Below are 23021 nucleotides of genomic sequence, written 5' to 3' on the forward strand. Positions count from 1 at the left end.
TTCACAATTAGCGTAGGTGTGGAACCTCTACATTGGGATCAACGTCTGCTTCGTAATCTACGCCGTCGGTTTCAAAACCAAACAGTTGGAAGAACTCTTTACGATAACCTTCGAGATCAGACAGATCATAGATATTATCTGTAGTCAGCTCGTTCCAAATCTTCGCAACTTCCTCCTGCACGTCGCCCCTCATCTCCCAATCGTCAATACGAATGCGACCTTGTTCATCGGTTGGTACATCGCCACCTGTATATAGACGATCCGCGAAGAGACGCTGTAATTGCTCGATGCAGCCCTCATGCAATCCTTTTTCTTTCATGATTTTGTACAATGCGGAAATATACAACGGTACAACCGGAATCGCTGAGCTGGATTGAGTAACGAGTGCTTTGGCAACGGTAACGTAAGCACGTCCACCCGTAGCACTCAAACGATCATTCAGCTTGTGCGCTGTCGCTTCCAAATGATCCTTCGCCTGACCGATGGAACCTTCACGGTAGATGGCTTGCGTAAGCTCTGGTCCGATGTAAGAGAACGCGATCGTTGTAGCATCATCAGCAAGCACGCCACCTTGTTGCAAGGCATCCATCCACAGTTCCCAGTCTTCTCCGCCCATTACGGTTACGGTTTGGCGAATTTCTTCTTCGCTAGCTGGCTCCAAGGTAACTGAACTAACTTCACCTGTATGGAAGTTGACCGTTTTGTTCGTGTACGATTGTCCAATCGGTTTCAGAACGGAATTGAACACTTCACCTGTATTTGGATCAACGCGGCGTGCGGAAGCTACGCTGTAAACAACGAGATCGACTTGACCGAATTCGCTACGGATCAATTCAACGGCTTTCTCTCTCGTTTCGTTTGCAAATGCGTCACCTGTAATACTGTACGATTGAAGACCGGCTTTTTCGGCTGCTTTCTCAAAAGCGGCAGAATTGTACCAACCTGCGGAAGCGGTACGTTTATCAGTGGACGTGCTTGGGCGGTAAATACCGATTGTATTGGCACCTGCTCCGAAGGCAGAGACCACACGTGAAGCTAGTCCGTATCCGGTTGAAGCACCAATGACAAGCACATTGCGCGGGCCTTTGATTTCAGGTTGGGATTTTACATATTCAATCTGTTCCTGCACCTGTGCAGCACAGCCTACAGGATGGGAGGTTGTACAGATAAAACCACGTGTTCTTGGTTTAATAATCATATATTGGCATCCTTTCATGTTCAGCTCATATGTTACATACCTTCCTATTGTAAAACAATTGGCTCCGAAACGGAAACCGTTTGATTCATTTTTAGGAATAGTGTGGCAATCGGCATTTGAGTTTGCGATGATAGTACATAACATGAAGATGATCATATATCCATTTCATTTGTCAAAATAATAGGAAGGATACATAAAATTATGCTCAAGGAACGAATTGAATTTCTAAGTAAAAAGAAACAAATCTCGCGCAAAGATCTTGTGGATGGCCTGGTTACCCAGGCACACTTTGCTAATATTTTGGCAGAACGCTACGCACTTCCTGAAGACTTGGCAGAGGCCATCGCAGAGCGGTTAGGGGTACAGCCATCATACCTATTACTTGCGGCTGCGCAGGATGAGCAGACACTTTCGCGTGCCGAAGCGATCTTTGACCAGTTGTCGGTTGCCGCCTCGGCGATCCCAGAGGAGAAGGTACATGCATTGGATGACCGAGATGATACACTTACGGTGGAGTTAACCACTGCCTTAATGAAGGCAGTCTATTATCAGCAATTAAATGATGCATCCGCACATGAATATATACATAGCTCATACCTGAACTTTTATCTGGAGAAATACGGTCGTCCGGATGATTCGGATCTCCCACGTCCGTTATACAAGGCCTTGTTATACTACAAAATACAATACTATCGTTCTAAACATGCTTTTGTGGATGTTCTCACACATGCAACCCGACTTAGTTCGTTACTTCCTCAAGGAAGTGAGTTTTGGTTGTCTGTGCAGAACATCAAGATGGAAGCGTACATTCAGGTTAGGCAGTACGAAGAGGCCAAGCAGGTGTTTGAGCAGACGATGCGTCATGTTGTAGATCAGCGATTATTTCATCGTTTATCTGGACTATATGTAGCTTATAGTGGATATTGCTTCACCATGGGGTTTGTGCAAGAGGCGCTCTCGGCGCTGACTATGGCGGAGGCAAATTTGGTGTACACCAGTAATCAGGGGGAGCTGATGACCGCTATTGCGAATAACCGGATCGTCATGTTGACGATGACGGGGGAGCTGGATCAGGCCATGGGCGAGATTGAAAGATTCGATTCACTTTTGCAACAGGAGCCAGAAGAGACACAGTACGGCATGAAGCCGCTTATTCTCATTTATCGCTGTGAAATCGCCTTGGCTCGTAAAGATTGGGGTATGCTTGCTCTAAGCGTGGATCAACTGCTGCAGTGTGCGACGACGCAGGATCAACAGATGAGCGGAATCTTCTATCAAAGTCAACTTGCACTAGCACATGGGGATCAAGGCGTATTTGTGGAACGAGCTTTGGCATGTCTACCTTATTTTGAATCGGCACAGCATGCACTAAGGCTAGAACATTTATATGAAGGGTTAGCAGTTGTATCGGAGGATCAGCGCAAGTATAAGGAAGCAGCGATGTATTATCGTAAGCTTGTCTATCTGCTACGTAATAAATAAGATTTATCATCGAATTATCTGTCTGATCGATCAACAGAAAAAAAAGCATAGGATAGTTTGGTTAATCTTCCGGCTGTCCTATGCTTGGTGTACTAATAGATGAATTTGCTTAGTTATAGCTATCTTGATGTAGGTTCCTATTGATCATTTTTTGTGAGGTTCCCATTCTCTAGTAGTCTTTGAATTTGAGTTGTTAATTCTTCGTTGTGGATGTAATAGTGCCCACCCTGTGAATTGGGAGTGAACCCCAGCTTAATCTGGTTGTTTTCTAGCAGAGATACCGCGTATAGAAAGCCACTTCTGTCTTCTTGGTTTGAATCAGGCATGAAGGTCATGTCTTTTACTTGATTAATCCATTCTTGAATCTGTTTTTTGTTTGAGAATACTTTTCTCACGCCTGAGCTACCATCCGTAATCTCAATGGAATCTACATTTGCCATATCCCCTGGGTAGAATTGCTGTAACGTTTGGGTGGTGAGCTTCTCGACTTGAGGTTCGTTGCAAGCAGTAACCGTAAGCCCACTGAGTAACAGAAGTACAAGTAGACATAATTTCTTCATGTTGCTCCCCCTCGTTTGTAAAATTTGATAATCTTCATCCTCATATCCCATTTCTTTAGGGTGTGTACGCAAAAAAATATGCAGAAAGATAAATTGAAATTAGGACCGTCATCTCTTTTATTGTGATAATCAAGAAATAGGTGTCATAATGAGCGCGAAAGCGGAGGGTAAATCTCTTCATTCGTCGTTTCTTTTGTATGTACTCAGAAGTGTATTCAAGAGTATGTCGTTATGTTTATACTTAATATATAACAAATAACACAAATAAAAGAGGTGCTCACCATGGGATGGTTCAGTAGAAAGAACAAACAGGAAGATGCGATTGCAAAGGCTGACAAGGTCATGAACAAAGGACTTACTGGCATGATGATGAAGGGTCTGGTATCTAAAGAACATCGAGAGGCAATTAACCAGAGCATCCATTCAGCGAAGCAAGCACAATTAGGTGCGAGTGGTTCGCTTCCTTTAACAGCGACTGCTGTCGTGGTAGCGGCTACGGATACCGGGAAACTAATCAACTTCGACCCGATCGTTATACTGGTTCTGGATGTGACTGAGACGAATGGGACTACATATCAACGAACACTGGAGACGTTAGTATCGAAGATGCAGATTCCACGGGTAGGAGATCGTGTTGGGCTAGGTCAGAATCCCGCTAATCCATCTGAATTAATCTATATGGGACTACTACCAAGCTAGGTTGATAAGTAGGAACGTTAGTGAGAACAAATGCTTGGATGGACTAAAATAATATTACGTTTAACAACTAGACATAGATATTGAAAGGGTGGTACTTATGGTAGGGTTTTTGAGACTTATTGGGTTATTACTTGTATTTGGTGTTGGATTCTCGCCATTTTTGGCAGAAAAATTGTGGAATGATCCGTTTATTACGATGCAGGCTTGGTGGTATAGACCTGCAATTTATACGGGATTTGCATTGATTTTTGTCCCTTCAATTCTAAGCGCTATTTTCGGCAGAAGCCGTGTGAAGACAGGGATACCTGCCCTTGGTGTCATCACAAGTATACAACAGACTGGAACCTATATTAATGAACAGCCTGAAGTACGTATCGGTGTTACCGTCTCCCGTAAAGGACATGAGAAATACGATGCTACGTTCAAGACAATCATTCCGTTGACGTCTATGGCGCAATTCCAGCCAGGTAGCTTCATTCCACTGCTGGTATCTGAGAAAGATGAACGTAAGGTAGGTTTGGACCTGAATGGACAATTGTCGCAGCAGGATATGCAGGAATTATTGAATGAGAAAATGGTTCAGGAGGGCGTGTCTCCCGAGATGATGGATATCGCCCGTACTGGCGAGAAAGCAGTAGCAAAAATACTGGATGTCACTCCAATCGGCGGAGCGAGAGAAGGGAAAATCAAGCTCAAGCTTACTCTCCGCGTGACCAAGACGAATGGAGAAACATTTGATATTACTACAGAGAAGGAATTGCTGGCATCCGCGTTATCTCAGGTGCAACAGGGACATATCATTAACATCTTCTATTCTAAGCACGACCCATCTAAAGTAGTGTTGGCTCTGAATGTGCAGGAAGATCAGATGAATCAGCTGTTCTCCTCCTAATTAATGCTACACTAATAATCCCCAGATTTCCCTTGTATCAAAGGGTCAGAATCTGGGGATTTATTTCAGTATGAAGCTGTTTCGAGCTTGTGCTATAAATTGAACATTGCTGAGTAAAAGCTACGTAGCTGACTCCTCTATTAAATGCATTAGGGCAATAGAGAGGTTAGCATCGTTCGAAATGAAGGAAATAAAGGTTGTGCTAACGGAGCAAGCTGTGTCCGAGTCCATGATAGCTGCCCAACCAGAGCCTCATGGTCAAACCAAACAACAGCATAATCCCCATCCTCGCTGGGATTATGGGTATCCCAACACACAGGCCCTGCATCATCTTCGTAGGTTGCAAAAGGAATATACCCCTGCGCAATCAAGGGCTCCCATGTTTCCCATAACGTATGTAAACTCCGCAATGGATTGTCTGATGGCAAATCCGGGAGCCCAACCATGAAGTGATCATAACGCAGATACACATTTAGAACATGTCGGGTTGTAAGGTAGGCAAGATACAATGGAGGAACCGGAAGTGGAAGATCATGCAATTGTTCTAATCTTCGAACCTGGTCTTCTGTAACCGTAGAGGGTATCATCTTCCAACGAACCCAGCCTTCCTCATCGACCTCACCCACTTGCATGTTATGAGGTACTCCATAATCTTCCTCTTCCGTTTTGGCAGGATGAGACATTAGGATATCCCGATGTGGGGTGTCAAAATAAGCCTCCAACGTACTCACAATCAAGTTCTGATCCAGCTTCAATTCCTGCATTGTACATCATTCCTTATTCACAGATTTATATCATGATGCTTCATAAAATTATACGATTCCTAGGCGCATGCGATACGAAAATAAAGCTGATCTGGCATGCCCATCGAATACCTTCACTGCCAGTTGTCTGAACTCATCCGCGGCAGTCCGAACTTCATCTGCACCAAGCTTCAGAGCAGTTTGTAATCCACCCTGGCTTAGAGCCAGATTGACATAACGGTCTGCGTCGAATGTCTCTCGCTGATGGAATACAATCTCACGAACATAGCGGAACAATCCTGATTGCTGAATCTGCCCTAGATGTCCGTCTTTACTCCATTTATAAGCCTGACTCTCTGGACTGGATAGTTGCAATGCTCGGTTGTCTGCGGTAAGCACTAATTGCTGGTACGCCTGTTCAAGCTGCCAATCTAGCATAGGAGGCCAGTCACAGTCGTAAGCTGCGAAGATCCCTCCCGGTCGCAACACACGAGCGAACTCGGAGAGAGTCGATTGAGGCTCCATCCAATGAAAGGACTGTGAGCAAGTCAGTATGTCTACACTGTCGTCAGGTAAGCCAAGCTCATGCGATAAGCCAGATACAAATCGGAGGTTATCCGGTTTTCCTGCAGACTCCCATTTGGACTCGGCAACTGTTCTCATATCATCACTTGGCTCAAATCCGATAATACGATCTGCTTCATGAAGCCAGATCCATGAGGATAACCCTGTTCCACAGCCTACATCTGCAATCATACGTGGTTTATGACCTAAATACGTCGTTAGAATATCTACAACTTCGGTGGGAGCAGAAGGTCGATTCTGGTCATATAACGCACCAAAGCCTGTAAATCGATCTACATTGTTACGTCTAATGTCTTGCATGGACAAACCTCCTTCTGGGGATAGACGGACGGGATACCACAACATACAACTACAATGTTTCCAAACCCATTCTCTTACAGTATACCATTCATTCCTGATCTAGACTGGATTGATCGCTGCTTTGTTCCTGTAAATGTGCGACAGCCATCCGATGGCGATGGAGCAATTCCTGCCGGATATACGATGGCTCTAGAATCGTGAGTTCAGCGCCAAATGACATAAGGAAAGAATACAAGCGTTCGCCCTCATGAATCTCTAAGGATACAAGCAATCGACCATCAGGCCGTTTCTCAATCCGGGAGGGGTCAAAGTAATCGTATGCCCGATATGCAATTGCACTTGAGAATTGTAGCTTTAATGATATAGGTGTGTTGGCTGTGTGATCCTTCGTGTCAGAGCCCTCGCTTGTTGTGTTCTCGTCCATAAGTGTGGATCGCAGCTTGAGTTCAGATATACGTTTCATTTTATAGGTCTGGGCTTCGGGGTGGTGAGGTCGATTCCGGTCATAGCCTTTGAAGTACCAAGTATTGTTTTTGAAAATTAATTTGATCGGTTCGATCGTCTCTATACTAGACTCGCCGTCTGAATCGACATAATGAAATGTCATGAGCTGCTTGCTGAGGATGGCAAGCTTCACCTGGTTAAATAGTTCTCTCTCTTGCATGGGAATGCTACCCCAAGGAGAAAAATCAAATTCAATCCAGTCCAGCTCATGGTCAAACATGGCGGTGAGCCGTTTCAACATATGTGCACTGTTCAGATGCGGGATGGCACTCACGCTATAAAGACCTAACAAAATCTCATTCTGATCATCTTCAGATAGAAGCGACTTATCCATGACATAATTATCCATGAGATGAACACCACCATGTTTACCCGTTGTGGTATACACGGGAATGCCTGCCGCACTTAATCGATCGATGTCACGGTATACGGTGCGTACCGATATTTCAAACAGGCGTGCCAGTTCAGGTGCAGTCGATTTCTTTTTCTCCAATAACAACAGTAGCATTCTGAATAATCGGTTATTTTCCATGTTGTAATTATACCATGACAGAAGGTGTCAGGGTATGGATGTTAGACTGGGTATATAGTGTTGCTAAGCGAATAGAGACGAACAGAGGAGGAACGAAGATATGAAAATGAAAGATGGATTTTTCTGGGGTGGCGCTACGGCTGCCAATCAATTTGAAGGTGGATGGAATAAGGGCGGCAAAGGCCCAAGCACTTCCGATATGATGACAGGGGGTACGCATACGACTCCACGACGCATTACATCTGTATTGGAAGAGGGAACGTATTATCCGAGCCACGAAGCGGTTGATTTTTACGGTCATTACAAAGAGGACATTGCTCTTATGGCTGAAATGGGCTTCAAAATGTTCCGTATGTCGATCAACTGGTCAAGAATCTATCCTAACGGTGACGATCTGGAACCGAACGAAGAGGGATTGAAATTCTACGATAATGTCTTTGCTGAGCTGAGAAAATATAACATTGAACCACTCGTGACGATTTCTCACTATGAGACACCATTTGGTCTAACCGAGAAGTATAATGGCTGGGCATCCCGTGATTTGATTGACTTCTATATTCGATATTGTACAACCCTCTTCAACCGCTACAAGGATCAGGTGAAGTACTGGTTGACGTTCAATGAGATCAACTGTCTGACAATGCCGCTTGGTGCGTATATGGCGGGTGGTATTCGATTTGAAGGCAAAGAGACGCTGACGGATGGAGTCGATGAACCACAGACTCGTTTCCAAGCATTGCATCACCAGTTCGTTGCGAGTGCGAAAGCAGTTAAGCTTGCTCATGAGATCAATCCTGATTTCCAAATTGGCTGTATGATCGCCTTCATGACGACATATCCGAATACATGTAACCCAGACGATATGTTGCTCGCACAGAAGAAGGATCAGATTTCGAACATGATCTGTGGAGATGTGCAGGTTCGCGGCGCATACCCTGGATTTGCTAAACGTTTCTTTGCGGAGCAAGGTATCCAAATCGAGATGCACCCGGATGATGCACAGACACTGCGCGAAGGTTGCGTAGACTTCTACTCCTTCAGTTACTACATGTCTTTGGTTGAAAGTGCAGATGAGACGCTGGAGAGAGCAGAAGGCAACCTACTGGGCGGTATTAAAAATCCGTATCTGGAAGCTTCCGACTGGGGCTGGCAGATCGATCCGAAAGGACTGCGTTACACGTTGAACCACCTGTATGACCGTTATCAGGTTCCACTGATGGTGGTAGAGAATGGTCTGGGCGCGGTTGATGTGGTAGAGGAAGACGGCTCCATTAACGATGACTACCGGATTGACTATCTGAAAGGTCACATTGAGCAGATGAAAGAAGCTGTTGCAGATGGCGTAGATCTTATTGCGTATACGATGTGGGGATGTATCGACCTTGTGAGTGCTTCTACAGGGGAGATGAAAAAACGGTATGGCTTTATCCATGTCAACAAAGACAATGATGGTAATGGTGATCTGAGCAGAACACCGAAGAAGAGCTTCTACTGGTACAAAAAAGTCATTGAATCCAATGGTGAACAACTGTAATTCACTGTAATTGGCTGACGATATAATAAAAAATGTAACCCGCTTGTCCTGTAATAGGGATAGGCGGGTTTATTAATCTGTTGTTACGCTACTCTACTTTAACGTACTCTACAGATACATAGATAATAGATTCTCGACCATATGGTATAATCATGAAAAAAAGGAAATGGAGGCATGTTATGAAACGAATATCCTTTCTAACCATACTCATTGTCCTTGTTACATTAGGATTTACCATTTACCCGGGAGAGAAAGCCTATGCTTGTAGCTGTGTCGACAGTAATGCATTAGAAAAGCTAGATACCTACTCGGCGGTATTTGAGGGAAAGGTTACTGAAAAAGGCGCCCGAAGCCAGTTCGGATTTGGCGAATACCGCAAATATACTTTTGAAGCAGTAAGAGCATGGAAGGGAGTTCATGAGCAGAAGCTTACAATTCATAGTCTGGATCAAGGTTCCGCATCATGTGGATTTCAATTTACCAAAGGTGAAACCTATCTGGTGTTTGCTTCCTCGGATGAAAAAGACCAAACGCTGAAAACGACTCTGTGCAGCGGTAATAAACCCATTTCCCAAGCGGGTGAAGATGTAAAATTACTAGGAGCAGGAGAGTGGGTCACTGAAGATGACTCGGGTTCAACGAATTCAACTGCTAATTATTTATTCCCACTCGTTCTAGGTAGTATAGGGTTGTTTCTTGTTATTGTTGTAGCAGTAATTTATGTCCGTAGACGGCAGAAGTAACCACTTCTTTAATTCAGTTGTTTCATATATTCATAGGCGGTAATGCCAAAGAAACGTTTGAAATGACGGTTAAGATGCGTGAGATCCACGAACCCGCACTGAGCTACAGCAGCGTAGATGTCCTTATCGTTCTCCAAAGATTGGCGTGCGCGCTCTACTTTGCAATTCAGGAAAAACTGGTACGGAGAAATACCGGCTTGTGCTTTGAACTCACGAATGAATTGATATTTGGACATGCCAAGTTGGGTGCAAAGGTCGTCCAGTTTAAGCACATCGTCGATACTGTAGAACATCATTTCTTTTGCCGTACGCACAAGGCTGCTGGTAGCTCTATGCGGTACGATTACTTCGTTTTCTCTAGCTAACAGGCTCGCTAGATTGAGCAGTAGCTCGCTGCATAAAGCTTCGTCTCGGCCATGCTGAACAGCATCGTTCACCCTGAGAATTGCTCGCGCAAGTTCAGGGTCATAAACGATGGGTGTTGAGAAGTGTAACTCCTTCTTTCCCAGCACCTCGGCCATCCGTTCTGGCTTGAAATATAACATGACATAATCGATTCCTTCACGGTCATAGGAGCTACCATCATGCGTCTGCTCTCGATTGAATAACATGACGCCATTTTTGTGAGAAGCTTGATAATGACCATCCAGATTATATTGTTGAATGCCTCGAAGAGTTACCCCTACCGCATATTCCTCGTGACAATGTTTTTTGTATGTGAAATCTGTAAAGCTGGCGGAGAGAGCCAGCACATCCTCTGATTTTTTGTAATTGAACAATTCCACCAAGCTAACCTCCGATCACGAGATGATTCCCGATACCATAATGGCTGAGTATAACAAAAATAGAGCCATGAGGATACTCGTTGTTTTTTGATGATGATTAAGAAACGTTCTGAAGATAGACCCGAACACGACCCAACTGGAGTAGGCTAAAAATCCAATGAGTGTAATGAGCATAACGAACATAAACGAAGATAGAGAACTATTGTAATAGGGCAATACATAACTAGGAATGACGGTGAACGTAAACAGAATGACTTTGGGATTCAAAAATTGCATGATGAACCCGTTCAGGAAACCAGTAACTTGTTTCGGTGCATCCGAAGTGGAGCCCATTTTGTATACCTGGTAAGCCAGGTATAGCATGTACATACTCCCTACGATCTGCATCATTTTTATCATGCTGGGCAGAACGCCTGCGAGCAGATGATTAAGAAAGGCGGAAGCGGCAAGCAGCAGACCGAACGCAAGTGTGGCACCCCACACATATTGCATCGTTTTGCGTGCGCCTATCTTCTGCGTTGAAGACAGAATAACAATATTGCTAGGGCCAGGTGTGAAGGTAACGATAATGCAGTAGATCAAAAAGGATGTAATATTCATCTGAAGTCCCCTCTAGAAGTAATATGGTTCTATGATCATATGCCAGAGAGACTTCGAGCTTATAGTACATTATTGCAGCAGAATTATTGACTAGAGCAGCGGTAGCTTCTTTTCGAAAGCAAAGAGTGGTTTTCTTTTTGAATGATTGCGTTTACAATTTAGAACGAAGTGTAAGGTGATCAGACCACTTAAGGGAAGTGAACGGTATGAAGAAAATGCTGTTGGTATACATTTTGCTTATTGCAGCATTTGCATTATATGTTCTGAGATTTGAATACACCAGTCAGGCGAACAGTTCTTGGGAGAACCGGGGGCTGCGTGGTGATATTGGCGAGACATACATCATGATAACGTTCCAATCCGGTCTAGAGTATTGGAAGAGTCCGCTCAAAGGATTCGAGGATGCCGCGGATACGCTTGGCGTGACTGTTGAATACCGCGGAGCTACCCGATATGACGCGAAGGAGCAGACAACTGTAATTGAGCAGGCAATCGCGCGGAAGCCCGCAGGTATTGCTATATCTGCCATCGACCCACAATCGTTGATCCCGGCGATTAACAAGGCAATCGAAGCGGACATTCCCGTCATCCTGTTCGATGCAGATGCACCCGATAGCCAGGCCTATTCCTTCCTCGGGACGGATAACTACAAGTCTGGTGTAACGGCAGCGGATAAAATGGCTGAGTTGTTGGGGCGTGAGGGTGAGGTTGCCGTTCTGACCCTACCGGGACAACAAAATCATGAAGAGCGAACGAAGGGTTTCCGGGATACGATTCAGGAACGATACCCGTCCATGAAGGTCGTTGAAATTGCGGATGGACACGGAGATGCGGTGATATCTAGAGAAGAGACGGTAAGAATGATGAAGGCTCACCCGCAATTGGCAGGTATTTTTGTGACCGAGGCAACAGGAGGGGCAGGAGTCGGTGAGGCTGTGCAGAATGCAGGGGAAGGTCACGGACTGCAAATCATTTCTTTTGACACGAACAAAGTGACACTCGACATGATCAAGAATGGTACGATCTCGGCCACGATTGCGCAGGGAACCTGGAACATGGGATATTGGTCGCTTCAGTATTTGTTCCATCTTCATCACCAGTTAACAGTGCCTGCTCCATCCTCTTCTCGCGAAAATGCGCCGTTACCGGTAATGGTAGACACAGGGATTTCAGTAGTGACACGCTCCAATGTGGATGATTATTATGCCAAATAACAAGGAGCATGTTGAGGAAAATAATGCTTGGAATCGGCAAAATTGGCACTCTTCGCTCAGAAATGGTGTTAAGCGTTTATGGCTGCGTAATATGCCACTGCGCTACCAGTTGATGCTGTTATTTTTACTATTTGCTATCGTACCTTCGGTTGGACTCGGATTGCTTGTGAACTGGACGGTAGAGCGGGTGGTGGAAAGACAAGTTGAGGGACATACGATGCAGCTTATTGGCAAAGTGAATGAAGGTCTTAATACCAAAATGGAAAATTTGCAAAATATGACTTACTTGATTGCATTTGACCCGGATATCGATGCATTTATGCATGGAGATACACCTCCGGATCTGGATGAGGAACTCGATTCGATAAGCAATACAGAGAGTGCTCATTTAGAGCAGAAGCAGCAGAAGCAACTGTATGACATCAAGCAAACTTTGCAGGGATTCACAACGTTGTACCCGGAAATCGCTGGCATCGTGCTCGTCAATGGCAACGGAGACTATATTAGTAATGAGATGTATCCCCGAACGGAGCAGGGGTTGACCGAGGAGGCATGGTATCGAGAAGCTTCAGCTCACCCAGGTATCTTTACTGTACTAGGTCAACCGAAAGAGCGTAATATTACGACGCATGTCCGCTACAAGGATGATGAGATTGTATCGGTTGCACGCTCCATTACAGATGAAGAATCGGGACGTGTGCGAGGAGTCATTATGATTGATCTTAAGCTGAGATCTGTCTCGCAGGCTGCACGCAACGTGACCTTGGGTAAATCCGGGTATGTCATGGTAACGGATGCAGAAGGACAGAGCGTGTATAAGCCTCAACATCCCCTGATTAAAGATATCCCTGCGGATTGGTTTCCCTCCGAGGACAGCGGAACGTTTACCGCCGAGACGGATGGTGGCACGTTATTATTCATGTACCAGTCCTCCACCTTTACCGGGTGGAGAACCGTAGGCGTATTTCCAACAAGGGAATCCATTACGGAGGTTCGGCAGATACAGTTTTATGTGGTTAGTTTTGTGTTTGTGGTGTGTTTGTTCGGTTTAAGTGCGTCTCTATGGTTCTCGCGTTCTATCGCTCAGCCTATTTTTCGCTTAATGTCTTATATGCGCAGAGCAGAGACTGGTAATCTTAGAGCAGGTCGCTGGAGCGATCGTGCCGATGAGATTGGCATGTTGGGGAACAGCTTCAATCGAATGCTCGTACAGATTCGGCAGCTCATGTCGCTGAATGAATTACGGGAACGACAGAAGCGGGATGCGGAAATGCGTAGTTTGCAGGAGCATATTAAACCCCATTTTTTATACAATACACTGGACACGATTCACTGGATGGCTCGCAAAGAGGGGGCAGATGACGTATCGGGCATGGTGGGTGCGCTGTCTCGACTGTTTCGAATTGGGCTTAGTAAAGGTCAGGATTATATTCCGCTGCGTTCCGAGCTTGAACATATTAGCAGTTACCTGCAAATTCAGCAGACACGATACCGTGATCGGTTACAGTATACATTGAATGTTCCTGAGGAACTGCAGAACCTGTACATGTTGAAGTTGTTGCTTCAACCATTGGTGGAGAACGCTATCTATCATGGAATCAAAGGTCGACGTGGGCCAGGCCTGATCCGTGTGGAAGCTAGGGTAGAACGTGGCAGATTACTTCTTATGGTGGAGGACGATGGAGCGGGTATGTCCGCCGAGCGACTTGCAGAAATGACAGATTTGCTAGATGTTCCTCTAGAGAGCTTGGAGTCAACTTCTCCAGGTATGACCGGTAAAAGCTATGGGATGCTGAACGTACAAGCCCGATTACGACTGTCCTTTGGTGATGAATGCGGAATCGTACTGGCAAGTCGGGAAGGCGAGGGAACTTGCGTAACTATTATTCATCCGCTAATGCAAGAACTGCCACCACTCCCACGAGCGCAGCGACTTAATAATGAAGAGAGGCAGGAGAACGAATGAAGGAGTCTATTGAATCAACAACGACTACCAAGAATTATCGTGTGCTTATAGCGGATGATGAACCAATCATTCGGGAGGGCATTCGGGATGCAATTGACTGGGCCACTCTCGGAATGGAAGTGGTCGGTGAAGCCGAGGATGGTGAGGAAGCACTGGAACGTGCGGTCGACATGGATGTTGATGTCGTATTAGTTGATATGAATATGCCGTTTCTGAACGGAATCGAACTGATTCGGGCTCTTCAGCAAAAGTGTCCAAGATGTCGTTATTTGATCATCTCAGGACATGATGAATTCGCTTATGCTCAAGAGGCTGTTCGTCTGGGCGTGGAGGATTACATCCTGAAGCCTGTAGAAGCTGAGCAATTGTATTCTGCACTTGGGCGCTTGCGTCAGCGGTTGGATGAAGAACATCAGCGGACAGCCTATGTAAGGCAGGCTGCCCATCAGATTGAGCGCAATATTCCTCTGCTACGGCAGCGATTCTGTCTAGAGTGGCTTGAAGGGCAGATTGGAGGGAGAGATCTAAAGGAACAACTTACCTTTTTGCGTCTGCCCTCCACGCCACCTATTCAGATTGGAACGGTACGTTGGCCTGCTGCAGAAGCACGAAAGACCGTCATGAGGGAGAATGATCGTCAACTGTTCCTTTATGCTGTTGAAAATGTTGTTAGTGAGCTGCTAGGAGATCTCCCGCATGTCTTATTTCGGGACGCCAGCGGGTTAATTGGCATATGTCTATGGCAGGAAGCTCCAGTTGAAATCGCTTCTCTGTTAGAACAGCAGATCAGTGCCTGCCTAAATATCGCCATTCATGCCCATGTTGAGCTTCATACAGGCACACTGGAGGAAACCCCAAGCACGTATCGTCTTTGCCGTGAGCGGGTCTATGGGGAAGTTCGGTTGTCCCCGCTGGTTCGCAGGGCAAGACAACTTATTCAGGAAGAATATGCAGAGCGGGATCTAACGTTAGAATCGCTCGCCACTAGATTGCAAGTGTCCGCTGTATATCTTAGCCGAGTGCTTAAGAAAGAGCTCGACAACTCCTTCGTTACGCTCGTCACGCATGCTCGCATTCGCAAGGCTGTGCAACTGCTTGATTCCACAACGCTACCCATTCATATGATCGCGGAGCGTGTAGGTTATGATACGCAGCACTATTTCAGTACTGCATTTAAGAAGGCGATGGGCATCTCGCCAGCTCAGTATCGCAAAGATGGAGGAACGGGCAATCGTTCTTCGGTTACACAGTAATTATGAAAGTTAAAATATGAATGACACCATAACGATGACTATCATAAAGATGTGATCTACTTCCATGAAGTGAAGTAGAACATGTCTTTTTTGTTTTTCCTTGAAGATTGATTGCTAGGTTCCAACAATGTAACGATGTTTTCTTCTTTACTTCCATCAAAAGTTAAATTTTTATAAAAAAGGTTCAAAACCTGCAAAGACCTCTCTGCTGCTGAAATGCTACGATAATTCTCGAACAGGAAGTCGCAAGGCACATACTACATTCATTCGTTGTAAGCGTTATCTCAGTTGTTGTGAATAATCGTATGACCTGAGGAAAGGGGAACTTCATATGAAAAAAGGAGCGATATGGATCTGGCTTCTGGTGATGACCTTGATGCTCTCGGCTTGTAATCTAGCTGAAAGTGACCTGGGCAGCAAGGAAAAAGGATATGTCGGTATCTCGATGCCTACCAAATCATCCGAACGATGGGTCGGGGACGGAGAGAACATGGTACGACTGTTCCAAGAGCAAGGTTATAAAACAGATCTTCAGTATGCTGAGGATGTGGTCGAGAATCAGATTTCACAGATTGAGAACATGATTACAAAAGGTGTGGATGTGATGGTCATCGCATCCGTGGACGGTAACACACTAACCGATGTAATCAAGAAGGCGCATGATGAAGGGATACAGGTCATTTCGTATGATAGGCTCATTAGAAATACCCCGTATCTGACCTATTATGCCACGTTTGATAACTTTAAGGTGGGTGTGCTCCAGGCTTCCTACATTGAGCAGAAGCTTGGGCTTAAGGAAGGAAAGGGACCTTATAACATTGAATTGTTTGGCGGATCGCCAGACGACAATAACGCCTACTTTTTCTTCGACGGTGCAATGTCTGTTCTGAAGCCTTACATGGATTCCGGCAAGCTGGTTGTTCGTAGTAAACAGATGACGATGGCACAGATCGCCACTTTGCGCTGGGACGGTGCACTTGCACAGTCACGCATGGATAATCTCCTCAGTGCTTATTACTCTGGAGACAACCTAGATGCAGTCCTATCTCCTTATGATGGTATCAGCATCGGAATTATCTCGTCCTTGAAAGGGATTGGTTACGGAACAGCAAACAAGCCATTACCTGTCATAACAGGACAGGATGCCGAGCTTGCTTCAATCAAATCCATTGTTGCTGGTGAGCAGACACAGACGGTATTCAAGGATACACGGAAACTGGCGGAACAAACGGTGGAAATGGCTAATAGCATTTTGCAAGGTGAACAGGCGGAAGTGAATGATACAAAATCATATAACAACGGAATTAAGACAGTTCCAGCATATCTTCTTGATCCGATCTCTGTAGACCGAACCAATGTAGAGCAGGATATTGTTGGCAGTAAGTATTACACGAAGGAAGAGATCGGCTTGAAATAAGGAATGAAAGGAGCACATCCCATGGCCGGAATTATTCTGGAAATGAAGAATATTACCAAAACATTCCCTGGCGTCAAAGCGCTGGAAAATGTCAATCTGCAAATCCGTGAGGGCGAGATTCATTCGATATGCGGTGAAAATGGTGCAGGCAAATCGACACTCATGAAGGTGCTTAGCGGTGTATATCCATACGGCACGTATGAAGGTGATATTTTATTTCAAGGCAAACCGTGTGAGTTCAGAGACATCAAGCAGAGTGAAGATCTGGGGATCGTCATTATTCATCAGGAGTTAGCTCTGATCCCCTACCTTTCCATAGCAGAGAATATATATTTGGGCAACGAGCGTGCAAGTAAAGGAATTATTAATTGGAAGGAAACGTATGTGGGTACGCGTGAACTGTTAAGCAAAGTAGGTTTAAGTGAAGATCCGAATACGCTGGTATCTAGCATCGGGGTGGGTAAACAACAACTGGTTGAGATTGCGAAAGCACTCTCCAAAAAGGTGCGGTTGCTTATTCTGGATGAGCCCACTGCTGCATTGAATGAGGACGATAGCGAGAATCTGCTGCAATTAATGTTGGAATTCAAGAAGCAGGGCATCGCATGCATTCTGATCTCTCACAAGCTGAATGAGGTCTCCAAAGTGTCGGATGCCGTAACCATATTGCGAGACGGCAAGACCATTGAGACGCTGGATATGAGAAAAGATCAGGTTACAGAAGATCGGATCATTAGTGGAATGGTGGGACGTGATCTCACGAGCCGTTATCCTGAGCGTCATGCTGCCATTGGCGACATCGTTCTGGAAGTGAAAGACTGGACAGTATACCACGAGCAACATGCTGAACGAAAAGTACTGGATCAGATCAACATGAATATTAGACGTGGTGAAATTGTAGGTATTGCGGGGCTTATGGGCGCTGGACGTACCGAACTTGCCATGAGTATATTCGGCAAATCGTATGGACGCAATATATCAGGACAACTCATGAAAGATGGCAAGCCCATCCAAAACAATAGCGTTACCGAGGCCATTCAAAATGGGTTTGCTTATGTCACCGAGGATCGCAAGGAATACGGGCTTATTCTGATGGATGATATCAAGCGCAATATTTCATTGACAGGCCTCAACAAACTGACGAAAAATGCGGTTGTGAATGAGCACGAAGAAGTGCTCGTAGCGGAAGAGATGAAGAAGAGTATGAACATCAAAGCACCTAATATTTTGCAGAAGACCGGTAACCTTAGTGGGGGCAATCAACAGAAGGTGGTGCTGAGTAAGTGGATTTTTGCCGGACCCGATATTCTCATTCTGGATGAACCGACCCGCGGCATCGACGTTGGAGCCAAGTTTGAAATCTATACCATCATTCATCGTCTTGCCGCTGAGGGTAAAGGGGTACTGGTTATTTCATCCGAACTGCCGGAGGTTCTTGGCCTCTGTGACCGGATCTATGTGATGAATGCTGGGAGAATTACCGGAGAAGTTGGCCGTGAACAAGCATCGCAGGAAACGTTGATGAGATATATGACCAAGTCTGGAGGCGGGAAGCATGGAATCAATAACGAAACTGTTTAAAAGTAACATCCGTCAATATGGTATGATCATTGCCTTAGTCGTTATTATGCTTTTGTTTGAGGTACTGACCAACGGGTTGTTACTTAAGCCCATCAATATAACAAATCTAATTTTGCAGAATAGCTACATTCTAGTACTGGCCATCGGGATGGTGCTGGTCATCATTACCGGTCACATTGATCTATCGGTTGGTTCCATTGCAGCCTTTGTTGGTGCAGTTGCAGCCATTATGATGGTTGACTGGCAGCTTCCGGCATGGCTTGCGGTGATCGCGTCTTTGCTGGTTGGAGCCTTGATTGGTGCATGGCAGGGCTTCTGGATTGCATATGTGCGAATTCCCGCCTTTATTGTAACACTCGCCGGTATGTTATTGTTCCGCGGGTTGACGATGATTGTGCTTGAGGGTCAATCCATTTCACCTTTTCCAGGGGGATTCCAGAAAATAAGCTCAGGCTTTTTACCGGATATTCAATTCTCTGGGCTTGGGTTGGTGTCCATTATTGTGGGGATTCTGCTTACCTTGTGGTACATCTTCAATGAACTGCGTGAACGTCGTTCACAGCGCAAATACGGCTTTCAAGTTGTATCTCAGGGACTCTTCCTGCTTAAGTTGATTGTGGTAGCAGTGGTAACGAATTTGTTCACCTTTGTGCTTGCAAGTTATGCAGGTATTCCGAATATATTGGTGCTGCTGTTCGTCCTAATCGTTGTCTACTCGTTCGTCATGAACCGTACCGTGATGGGTCGTCACGTATATGCTCTTGGAGGTAATGAGAAGGCAGCGGGTCTGTCTGGCGTCAAAACGAAAAAGGTAACCTTCTGGGTATTTGTGAACATGGGTACACTCGCGGCAGTATCTGGACTGATCTTCGCTGCACGTCTGAATGCAGCTACACCAAGGGCAGGTACCAACTTTGAACTAGATGCGATTGCTGCCTGCTTCATCGGTGGAGCCTCAGCTTCTGGAGGGATCGGGACGGTCTTCGGCGCTATTATCGGGGGTCTGGTTATGGGTGTGCTCAATAACGGGATGTCCTTGATTGGTCTCGGTATTGACTGGCAACAGGGGATCAAAGGTCTGGTGTTGCTGCTCGCCGTTGCATTTGATATCTATAACAAAAACAAAAGAGCTGCCTAAGTGTAAAATGGTTATGGATGATGTCTGCATAAAGCAATAAACAGACCTAGATCACGGGATCAGGGTCTGTTTATTGCTTTACTTGTTTATGTTTTTCCAGTTATATTCCGGCTGCATTTACATCAGTGCGTCTAGGAAACGAGTGGCAATGCCGAAATAGATAAAGAGCGACAGAATATCATTTAACGTTGTAATTAGTGGCCCTGAGGCAACGGCGGGGTCTACCTTGAATCGGCTGAGTAGAAGTGGGATACAAGTTCCAGTCAGCGTACCAATCACGAGTGTGAAGAACAGAGATACCCCGATAATCGCACCAAGCAGCCAGTCCCCTTGCCAGAAATAAGCGATGACGGTAATCAGGATTCCGCAGACTAACCCGATCATCGTGCCCACCTTAATCTCCCGACCAATCAGTGCCAGCACGGTTGACTTGTCCAGCTTACGTCCGATCAGTCCACGTACAACGACAGCCAGAGATTGTGTACCTGTATTCCCCGTCATCCCGGCGATCATGGGCATGAAGAAGGCGAGCGCGACGACTTGGTTCAACGTATCTTCAAAAAAGTCTACAATACTTCCGGATATTAATCCGATCAGTAATAACAAGATCAACCAGGGAAGTCTGCGTTTGACCGCAACCAGTGGTTTCGTATCAAAATCAATATCTTTACCCCCGCCCCCCATCTTAGCTAAATCCTCACTCGCTTCATGCATAATAATATCGATGACATCATCCATCTGTATGATCCCGCACAGCCTATGATTCTCATCCACAACCGGGAGTGCCATGAACTCGTAACGCTGCAGCAGCTGCGCAGCTTCTTCCTGATCCATATCTACTGTAGCGTAGATCACACGCCTGGTCATGAGTTCTTCAACCTTGGTCTTATCGTCTGCCAAAGCAAGGGAGCGATAACTTACAACACCCACGAGTTTCCCCTCATTATCGGTTACATAGAGGTAGCTGGAGGCGGAGATATGCATCGTACCTTGCGATTGTCTTAGTGCTTCCTTGGCTGTCTCATGCGCGAGCAGGGTACGATAGCGATCTGTCATGATCCGTCCAGCTGTCTCTGGCGGATAATTAAGCACAGACCGGATGATGGCGGAGTGATCGAGATTCATATCAGACAGCAATTCTTCCCTACGTTTAGCAGGGATATCATGCATGAACCGGATTAGATCGCTCTTATCCATCTGTTGCATGACTTCAAGTGTTCGTTCTGGCCCAAGCCGTTCAAACAGTTGGATCTGTTCATGCAACTTCAAGTTCTCCGCTAGATCGGCTAGCGCATCGGGTTTGAACAGGAGTAGAAACCGATTTCTCTCTTCTTCAGGGAACTTCTTATATATAAGTGAAAGATCATAGGGATGCAGTTCCTTCACCAATTTATAGAATTCAGGTAAATTTTGGGACTGCACATGTTGGACAAGTTGTTCGGTGATCTCCTCCACGGAGAAATCTTTCTTGGTATGAGATCCGTTCATATCGACACTCCTTTCTGAATGGTCAACTTCATATTTTTAAACGAAATGGGTTGCCAGTTAAACAAGGCTTCAAGAAAAAGGGGAATGTATCGTATGGAACAGGTGAAGAGAAGCTTGAACACTTCGGGATGTATTAGGATATGGAAATCTTGCTCAACCATGCAATATGAGCTTACAAACATGCGCTGCAAGGATATACTTGATGTACAGCAACAAACGAGGGGGACATGTACTAGTGGAGGCAGATATCAGAACACAGTTACTCAGCCTGGCTGAGCCAGAGTATCAAAAGTTTACGGCAGCACTTATACCTAACATTACGAATCTATTGGGGGTTAGAATGCCTGAACTACGTAAGTTGGCAAAACAGATTATTGCAACGGATTGGCGTGCCTACCTGGAAAACGCAGACGATGATTACTTTGAAGAAGTCATGTTGCAGGCGCTGGTTATTGGATATATCCGTACAGATCCAGAAGAATGGCTGCGGCATATTGCTTGGTTTGTCCCCAAAATCAATAACTGGTCTGTATGCGATAGCTTCTGTGGTGGATTAAAATTGACGAAAAAAGAACAAGAACGGGTATGGCATTTTGTGCAGCCTTATCTGGTATCCGAGCTAGAGTATGACATCCGCTTCGGCGTTGTGATGTACTTAAACTATTATATGGAAGAGCCTTATATCCATCAGGTGTTGGCTTCATTGGACCAGGTTAGACACGAAGGATATTATGTGAAAATGGCTGTGGCATGGGCGATTTCGATTGCTTATATTAAATTGCCCGATATAACGATGCGTTATCTCAAGGACAATACGCTCGATGATTTTACGTACAACAAAGCGCTCCAGAAAATAACCGAATCGACTCGCATTGATCCGCATACAAAACAAATTATTCGTGGGATGAAGCGCAAGCTGAAGCGATCAGTTTGACCCTCATAAGCGTACAATTGGAACATGACATGGAAGGATGATGGATATGAGGCAAAAGATCATGTGGACCCCGTTGGAACTAGATGGTCTGCCCTGGATCGTACTCGCAACAGAGAAGGGTGTAAGCCGTATTATTATGCCTAATGAAACATTGCAGGACTGGGAAGGTTGGATTGCTCGTGTAGCTTCTGGGGTTGAATTAATAGAGGATGAACAGACGATTAACCATACAGGTATTACCGAGTGGCTCACATCGTACTTTGCCGGAGAAAAGGTAGCATTTAAAGCGGACATTCCACTGGATCTGATTGGAACAGCATTCCAGCAGCAAGTATGGACAGAGCTTGGACGAGTTCCTTACGGTGAGACTCGAACCTATGGCGATGTTGCGTCTGCAATTGGAAGACCATCGGCAGTACGTGCAGTCGGTGCAGCGAATGGAGCTAACCCCATTCCAATTCTATTGCCATGCCATCGCATTATTGGTGCAAACCGCAAATTGACTGGGTTTCGTGGCGGGCTAGACATGAAACGCAGACTGCTCGATATTGAACAGATCGAGGGCGTATCTGACGGTGGGCATGCGAGGTTTAGATTCTAGATCGTTATGCTGGTGTGTAGATGATAGGAGTTAGCCATGAGATATAACCACCAAACCACTAGAAATAGGATGAACAAACAGAAATACAGGCATGAATCATGCCTGTATTTCTGTCTATTAAGAGCGACTCCAAACGCTAAACGTATGGTATGCCAACGTTATACATATTTTTGCTACGTTACCCATTATGCTACGATAAATGAATCAATTTCATAATACCTTTAGCTGCTTAAATCAAGGCTAGATATAGATCGAAACGGTTTAATTTGTCT

General features: G+C 45.4%; 21 protein-coding genes. 13 read left to right on the plus strand and 8 right to left on the minus strand.

Annotated features, from left to right (window positions below; translation table 11 throughout):
- Positions 1-7: 7 nt before the first annotated feature.
- Entirely contained in the window at positions 8-1198 is a 1191-nt protein-coding gene (gene fabV / locus ASD24_RS24095; RefSeq protein ID WP_056701376.1) for an enoyl-ACP reductase FabV, read from the minus strand.
- A gap of 201 nt (positions 1199-1399) precedes the next feature.
- Here fabV and ASD24_RS24100 point away from each other — a divergent pair, with 201 nt between their 5' ends.
- Entirely contained in the window at positions 1400-2680 is a 1281-nt protein-coding gene (locus tag ASD24_RS24100; protein ID WP_056701378.1) for a hypothetical protein, read from the plus strand.
- 137 nt (positions 2681-2817) lie between these two features.
- Here the strand turns inward: ASD24_RS24100 and ASD24_RS24105 are convergent, their stop codons facing one another.
- Positions 2818-3240: a hypothetical protein gene (locus tag ASD24_RS24105; RefSeq protein WP_056701382.1), complete on the minus strand. Its 423-nt coding sequence runs from the start codon at positions 3238-3240 to the stop codon at positions 2818-2820.
- A gap of 282 nt (positions 3241-3522) precedes the next feature.
- Here ASD24_RS24105 and ASD24_RS24110 point away from each other — a divergent pair, with 282 nt between their 5' ends.
- Positions 3523-3939: a hypothetical protein gene (locus tag ASD24_RS24110; protein WP_056701385.1), complete on the plus strand. Its 417-nt coding sequence runs from the start codon at positions 3523-3525 to the stop codon at positions 3937-3939.
- Between the two features lie 97 nt (positions 3940-4036).
- Entirely contained in the window at positions 4037-4831 is a 795-nt protein-coding gene (locus ASD24_RS24115; protein WP_056701387.1) for a hypothetical protein, read from the plus strand.
- 149 nt (positions 4832-4980) lie between these two features.
- Here ASD24_RS24115 and ASD24_RS24120 read toward each other — a convergent pair whose 3' ends face one another.
- From ASD24_RS24120 to ASD24_RS24130, 3 genes are all read right to left on the minus strand, one after another.
- The gene (locus ASD24_RS24120; protein WP_056701389.1) at positions 4981-5595 is read right to left on the minus strand and encodes a hypothetical protein; all 615 of its coding nucleotides are present in this window, start codon (positions 5593-5595) and stop codon (positions 4981-4983) included.
- 48 nt (positions 5596-5643) lie between these two features.
- Positions 5644-6459: a class I SAM-dependent methyltransferase gene (locus tag ASD24_RS24125; RefSeq protein WP_056701391.1), complete on the minus strand. Its 816-nt coding sequence runs from the start codon at positions 6457-6459 to the stop codon at positions 5644-5646.
- An 88-nt stretch (positions 6460-6547) separates the two neighbouring features.
- A complete protein-coding gene (locus ASD24_RS24130; RefSeq protein ID WP_056701729.1) occupies positions 6548-7471 on the minus strand; it encodes a helix-turn-helix transcriptional regulator in 924 nt (307 codons plus the stop codon).
- A gap of 124 nt (positions 7472-7595) precedes the next feature.
- Here ASD24_RS24130 and ASD24_RS24135 point away from each other — a divergent pair, with 124 nt between their 5' ends.
- Together ASD24_RS24135 and ASD24_RS24140 are read left to right on the plus strand one after the other, a co-directional pair.
- Complete coding sequence (locus tag ASD24_RS24135; protein WP_056701393.1) at positions 7596-9029, plus strand: glycoside hydrolase family 1 protein; 1434 nt, start codon at positions 7596-7598, stop codon at positions 9027-9029.
- Between the two features lie 179 nt (positions 9030-9208).
- Positions 9209-9772, plus strand: coding sequence for a hypothetical protein (locus ASD24_RS24140; protein ID WP_056701395.1), 564 nt, complete (start codon positions 9209-9211; stop codon positions 9770-9772).
- A gap of 8 nt (positions 9773-9780) precedes the next feature.
- Here ASD24_RS24140 and ASD24_RS24145 read toward each other — a convergent pair whose 3' ends face one another.
- Together ASD24_RS24145 and ASD24_RS24150 are read right to left on the minus strand one after the other, a co-directional pair.
- The gene (locus tag ASD24_RS24145; RefSeq protein WP_056701397.1) at positions 9781-10557 is read right to left on the minus strand and encodes an AraC family transcriptional regulator; all 777 of its coding nucleotides are present in this window, start codon (positions 10555-10557) and stop codon (positions 9781-9783) included.
- Positions 10558-10572: 15 nt separating this feature from the next.
- A complete protein-coding gene (locus ASD24_RS24150) occupies positions 10573-11157 on the minus strand; it encodes a LysE family translocator (protein WP_056701398.1) in 585 nt (194 codons plus the stop codon).
- 206 nt (positions 11158-11363) lie between these two features.
- On the opposite strand from ASD24_RS24150, the gene ASD24_RS24155 reads away from it, so the two are divergent.
- The 6 genes from ASD24_RS24155 (at position 11364) to mmsB (ending at position 19726) form a co-directional block, all read left to right on the plus strand.
- Positions 11364-12371: a substrate-binding domain-containing protein gene (locus ASD24_RS24155; protein ID WP_056701400.1), complete on the plus strand. Its 1008-nt coding sequence runs from the start codon at positions 11364-11366 to the stop codon at positions 12369-12371.
- A gap of 91 nt (positions 12372-12462) precedes the next feature.
- Positions 12463-14337 (plus strand): cache domain-containing sensor histidine kinase, encoded by a 1875-nt coding sequence (locus tag ASD24_RS24160; RefSeq protein ID WP_156395545.1) that lies wholly within the window; start codon positions 12463-12465, stop codon positions 14335-14337.
- On the plus strand, positions 14334-15590 hold the full coding sequence (locus ASD24_RS24165) for a response regulator (protein ID WP_056701404.1): 1257 nt from the start codon (positions 14334-14336) through the stop codon (positions 15588-15590). Before ASD24_RS24160 ends, ASD24_RS24165 begins: the two co-directional genes overlap by 4 nt.
- A gap of 331 nt (positions 15591-15921) precedes the next feature.
- Positions 15922-17007 (plus strand): multiple monosaccharide ABC transporter substrate-binding protein, encoded by a 1086-nt coding sequence (gene chvE, locus ASD24_RS24170; RefSeq protein ID WP_056701406.1) that lies wholly within the window; start codon positions 15922-15924, stop codon positions 17005-17007.
- A 21-nt stretch (positions 17008-17028) separates the two neighbouring features.
- Entirely contained in the window at positions 17029-18588 is a 1560-nt protein-coding gene (gene mmsA / locus ASD24_RS24175; RefSeq protein WP_056701408.1) for a multiple monosaccharide ABC transporter ATP-binding protein, read from the plus strand.
- Entirely contained in the window at positions 18563-19726 is a 1164-nt protein-coding gene (gene mmsB, locus ASD24_RS24180; RefSeq protein ID WP_056701410.1) for a multiple monosaccharide ABC transporter permease, read from the plus strand. Before mmsA ends, mmsB begins: the two co-directional genes overlap by 26 nt.
- 117 nt (positions 19727-19843) lie before the next feature.
- Here mmsB and mgtE read toward each other — a convergent pair whose 3' ends face one another.
- Complete coding sequence (gene mgtE, locus ASD24_RS24185) at positions 19844-21214, minus strand: magnesium transporter (protein ID WP_056701412.1); 1371 nt, start codon at positions 21212-21214, stop codon at positions 19844-19846.
- Between the two features lie 235 nt (positions 21215-21449).
- Between mgtE and ASD24_RS24190 the strand changes: the two genes are divergently transcribed.
- Together ASD24_RS24190 and ASD24_RS24195 are read left to right on the plus strand one after the other, a co-directional pair.
- Positions 21450-22148 carry a DNA alkylation repair protein gene (locus ASD24_RS24190; protein ID WP_056701415.1) on the plus strand — a complete coding sequence of 233 codons (699 nt, stop codon included), beginning with the start codon at positions 21450-21452 and terminating at the stop codon, positions 22146-22148.
- Positions 22149-22209: 61 nt separating this feature from the next.
- Positions 22210-22749 (plus strand): methylated-DNA--[protein]-cysteine S-methyltransferase, encoded by a 540-nt coding sequence (locus ASD24_RS24195; protein ID WP_235540802.1) that lies wholly within the window; start codon positions 22210-22212, stop codon positions 22747-22749.
- Positions 22750-23021: the final 272 nt, after the last annotated feature.

Origin of the sequence: Paenibacillus sp. Root52 (genome assembly GCF_001426865.1) — a bacterium.
Taxonomy (GTDB): Bacteria; Bacillota; Bacilli; order Paenibacillales; family Paenibacillaceae; genus Paenibacillus.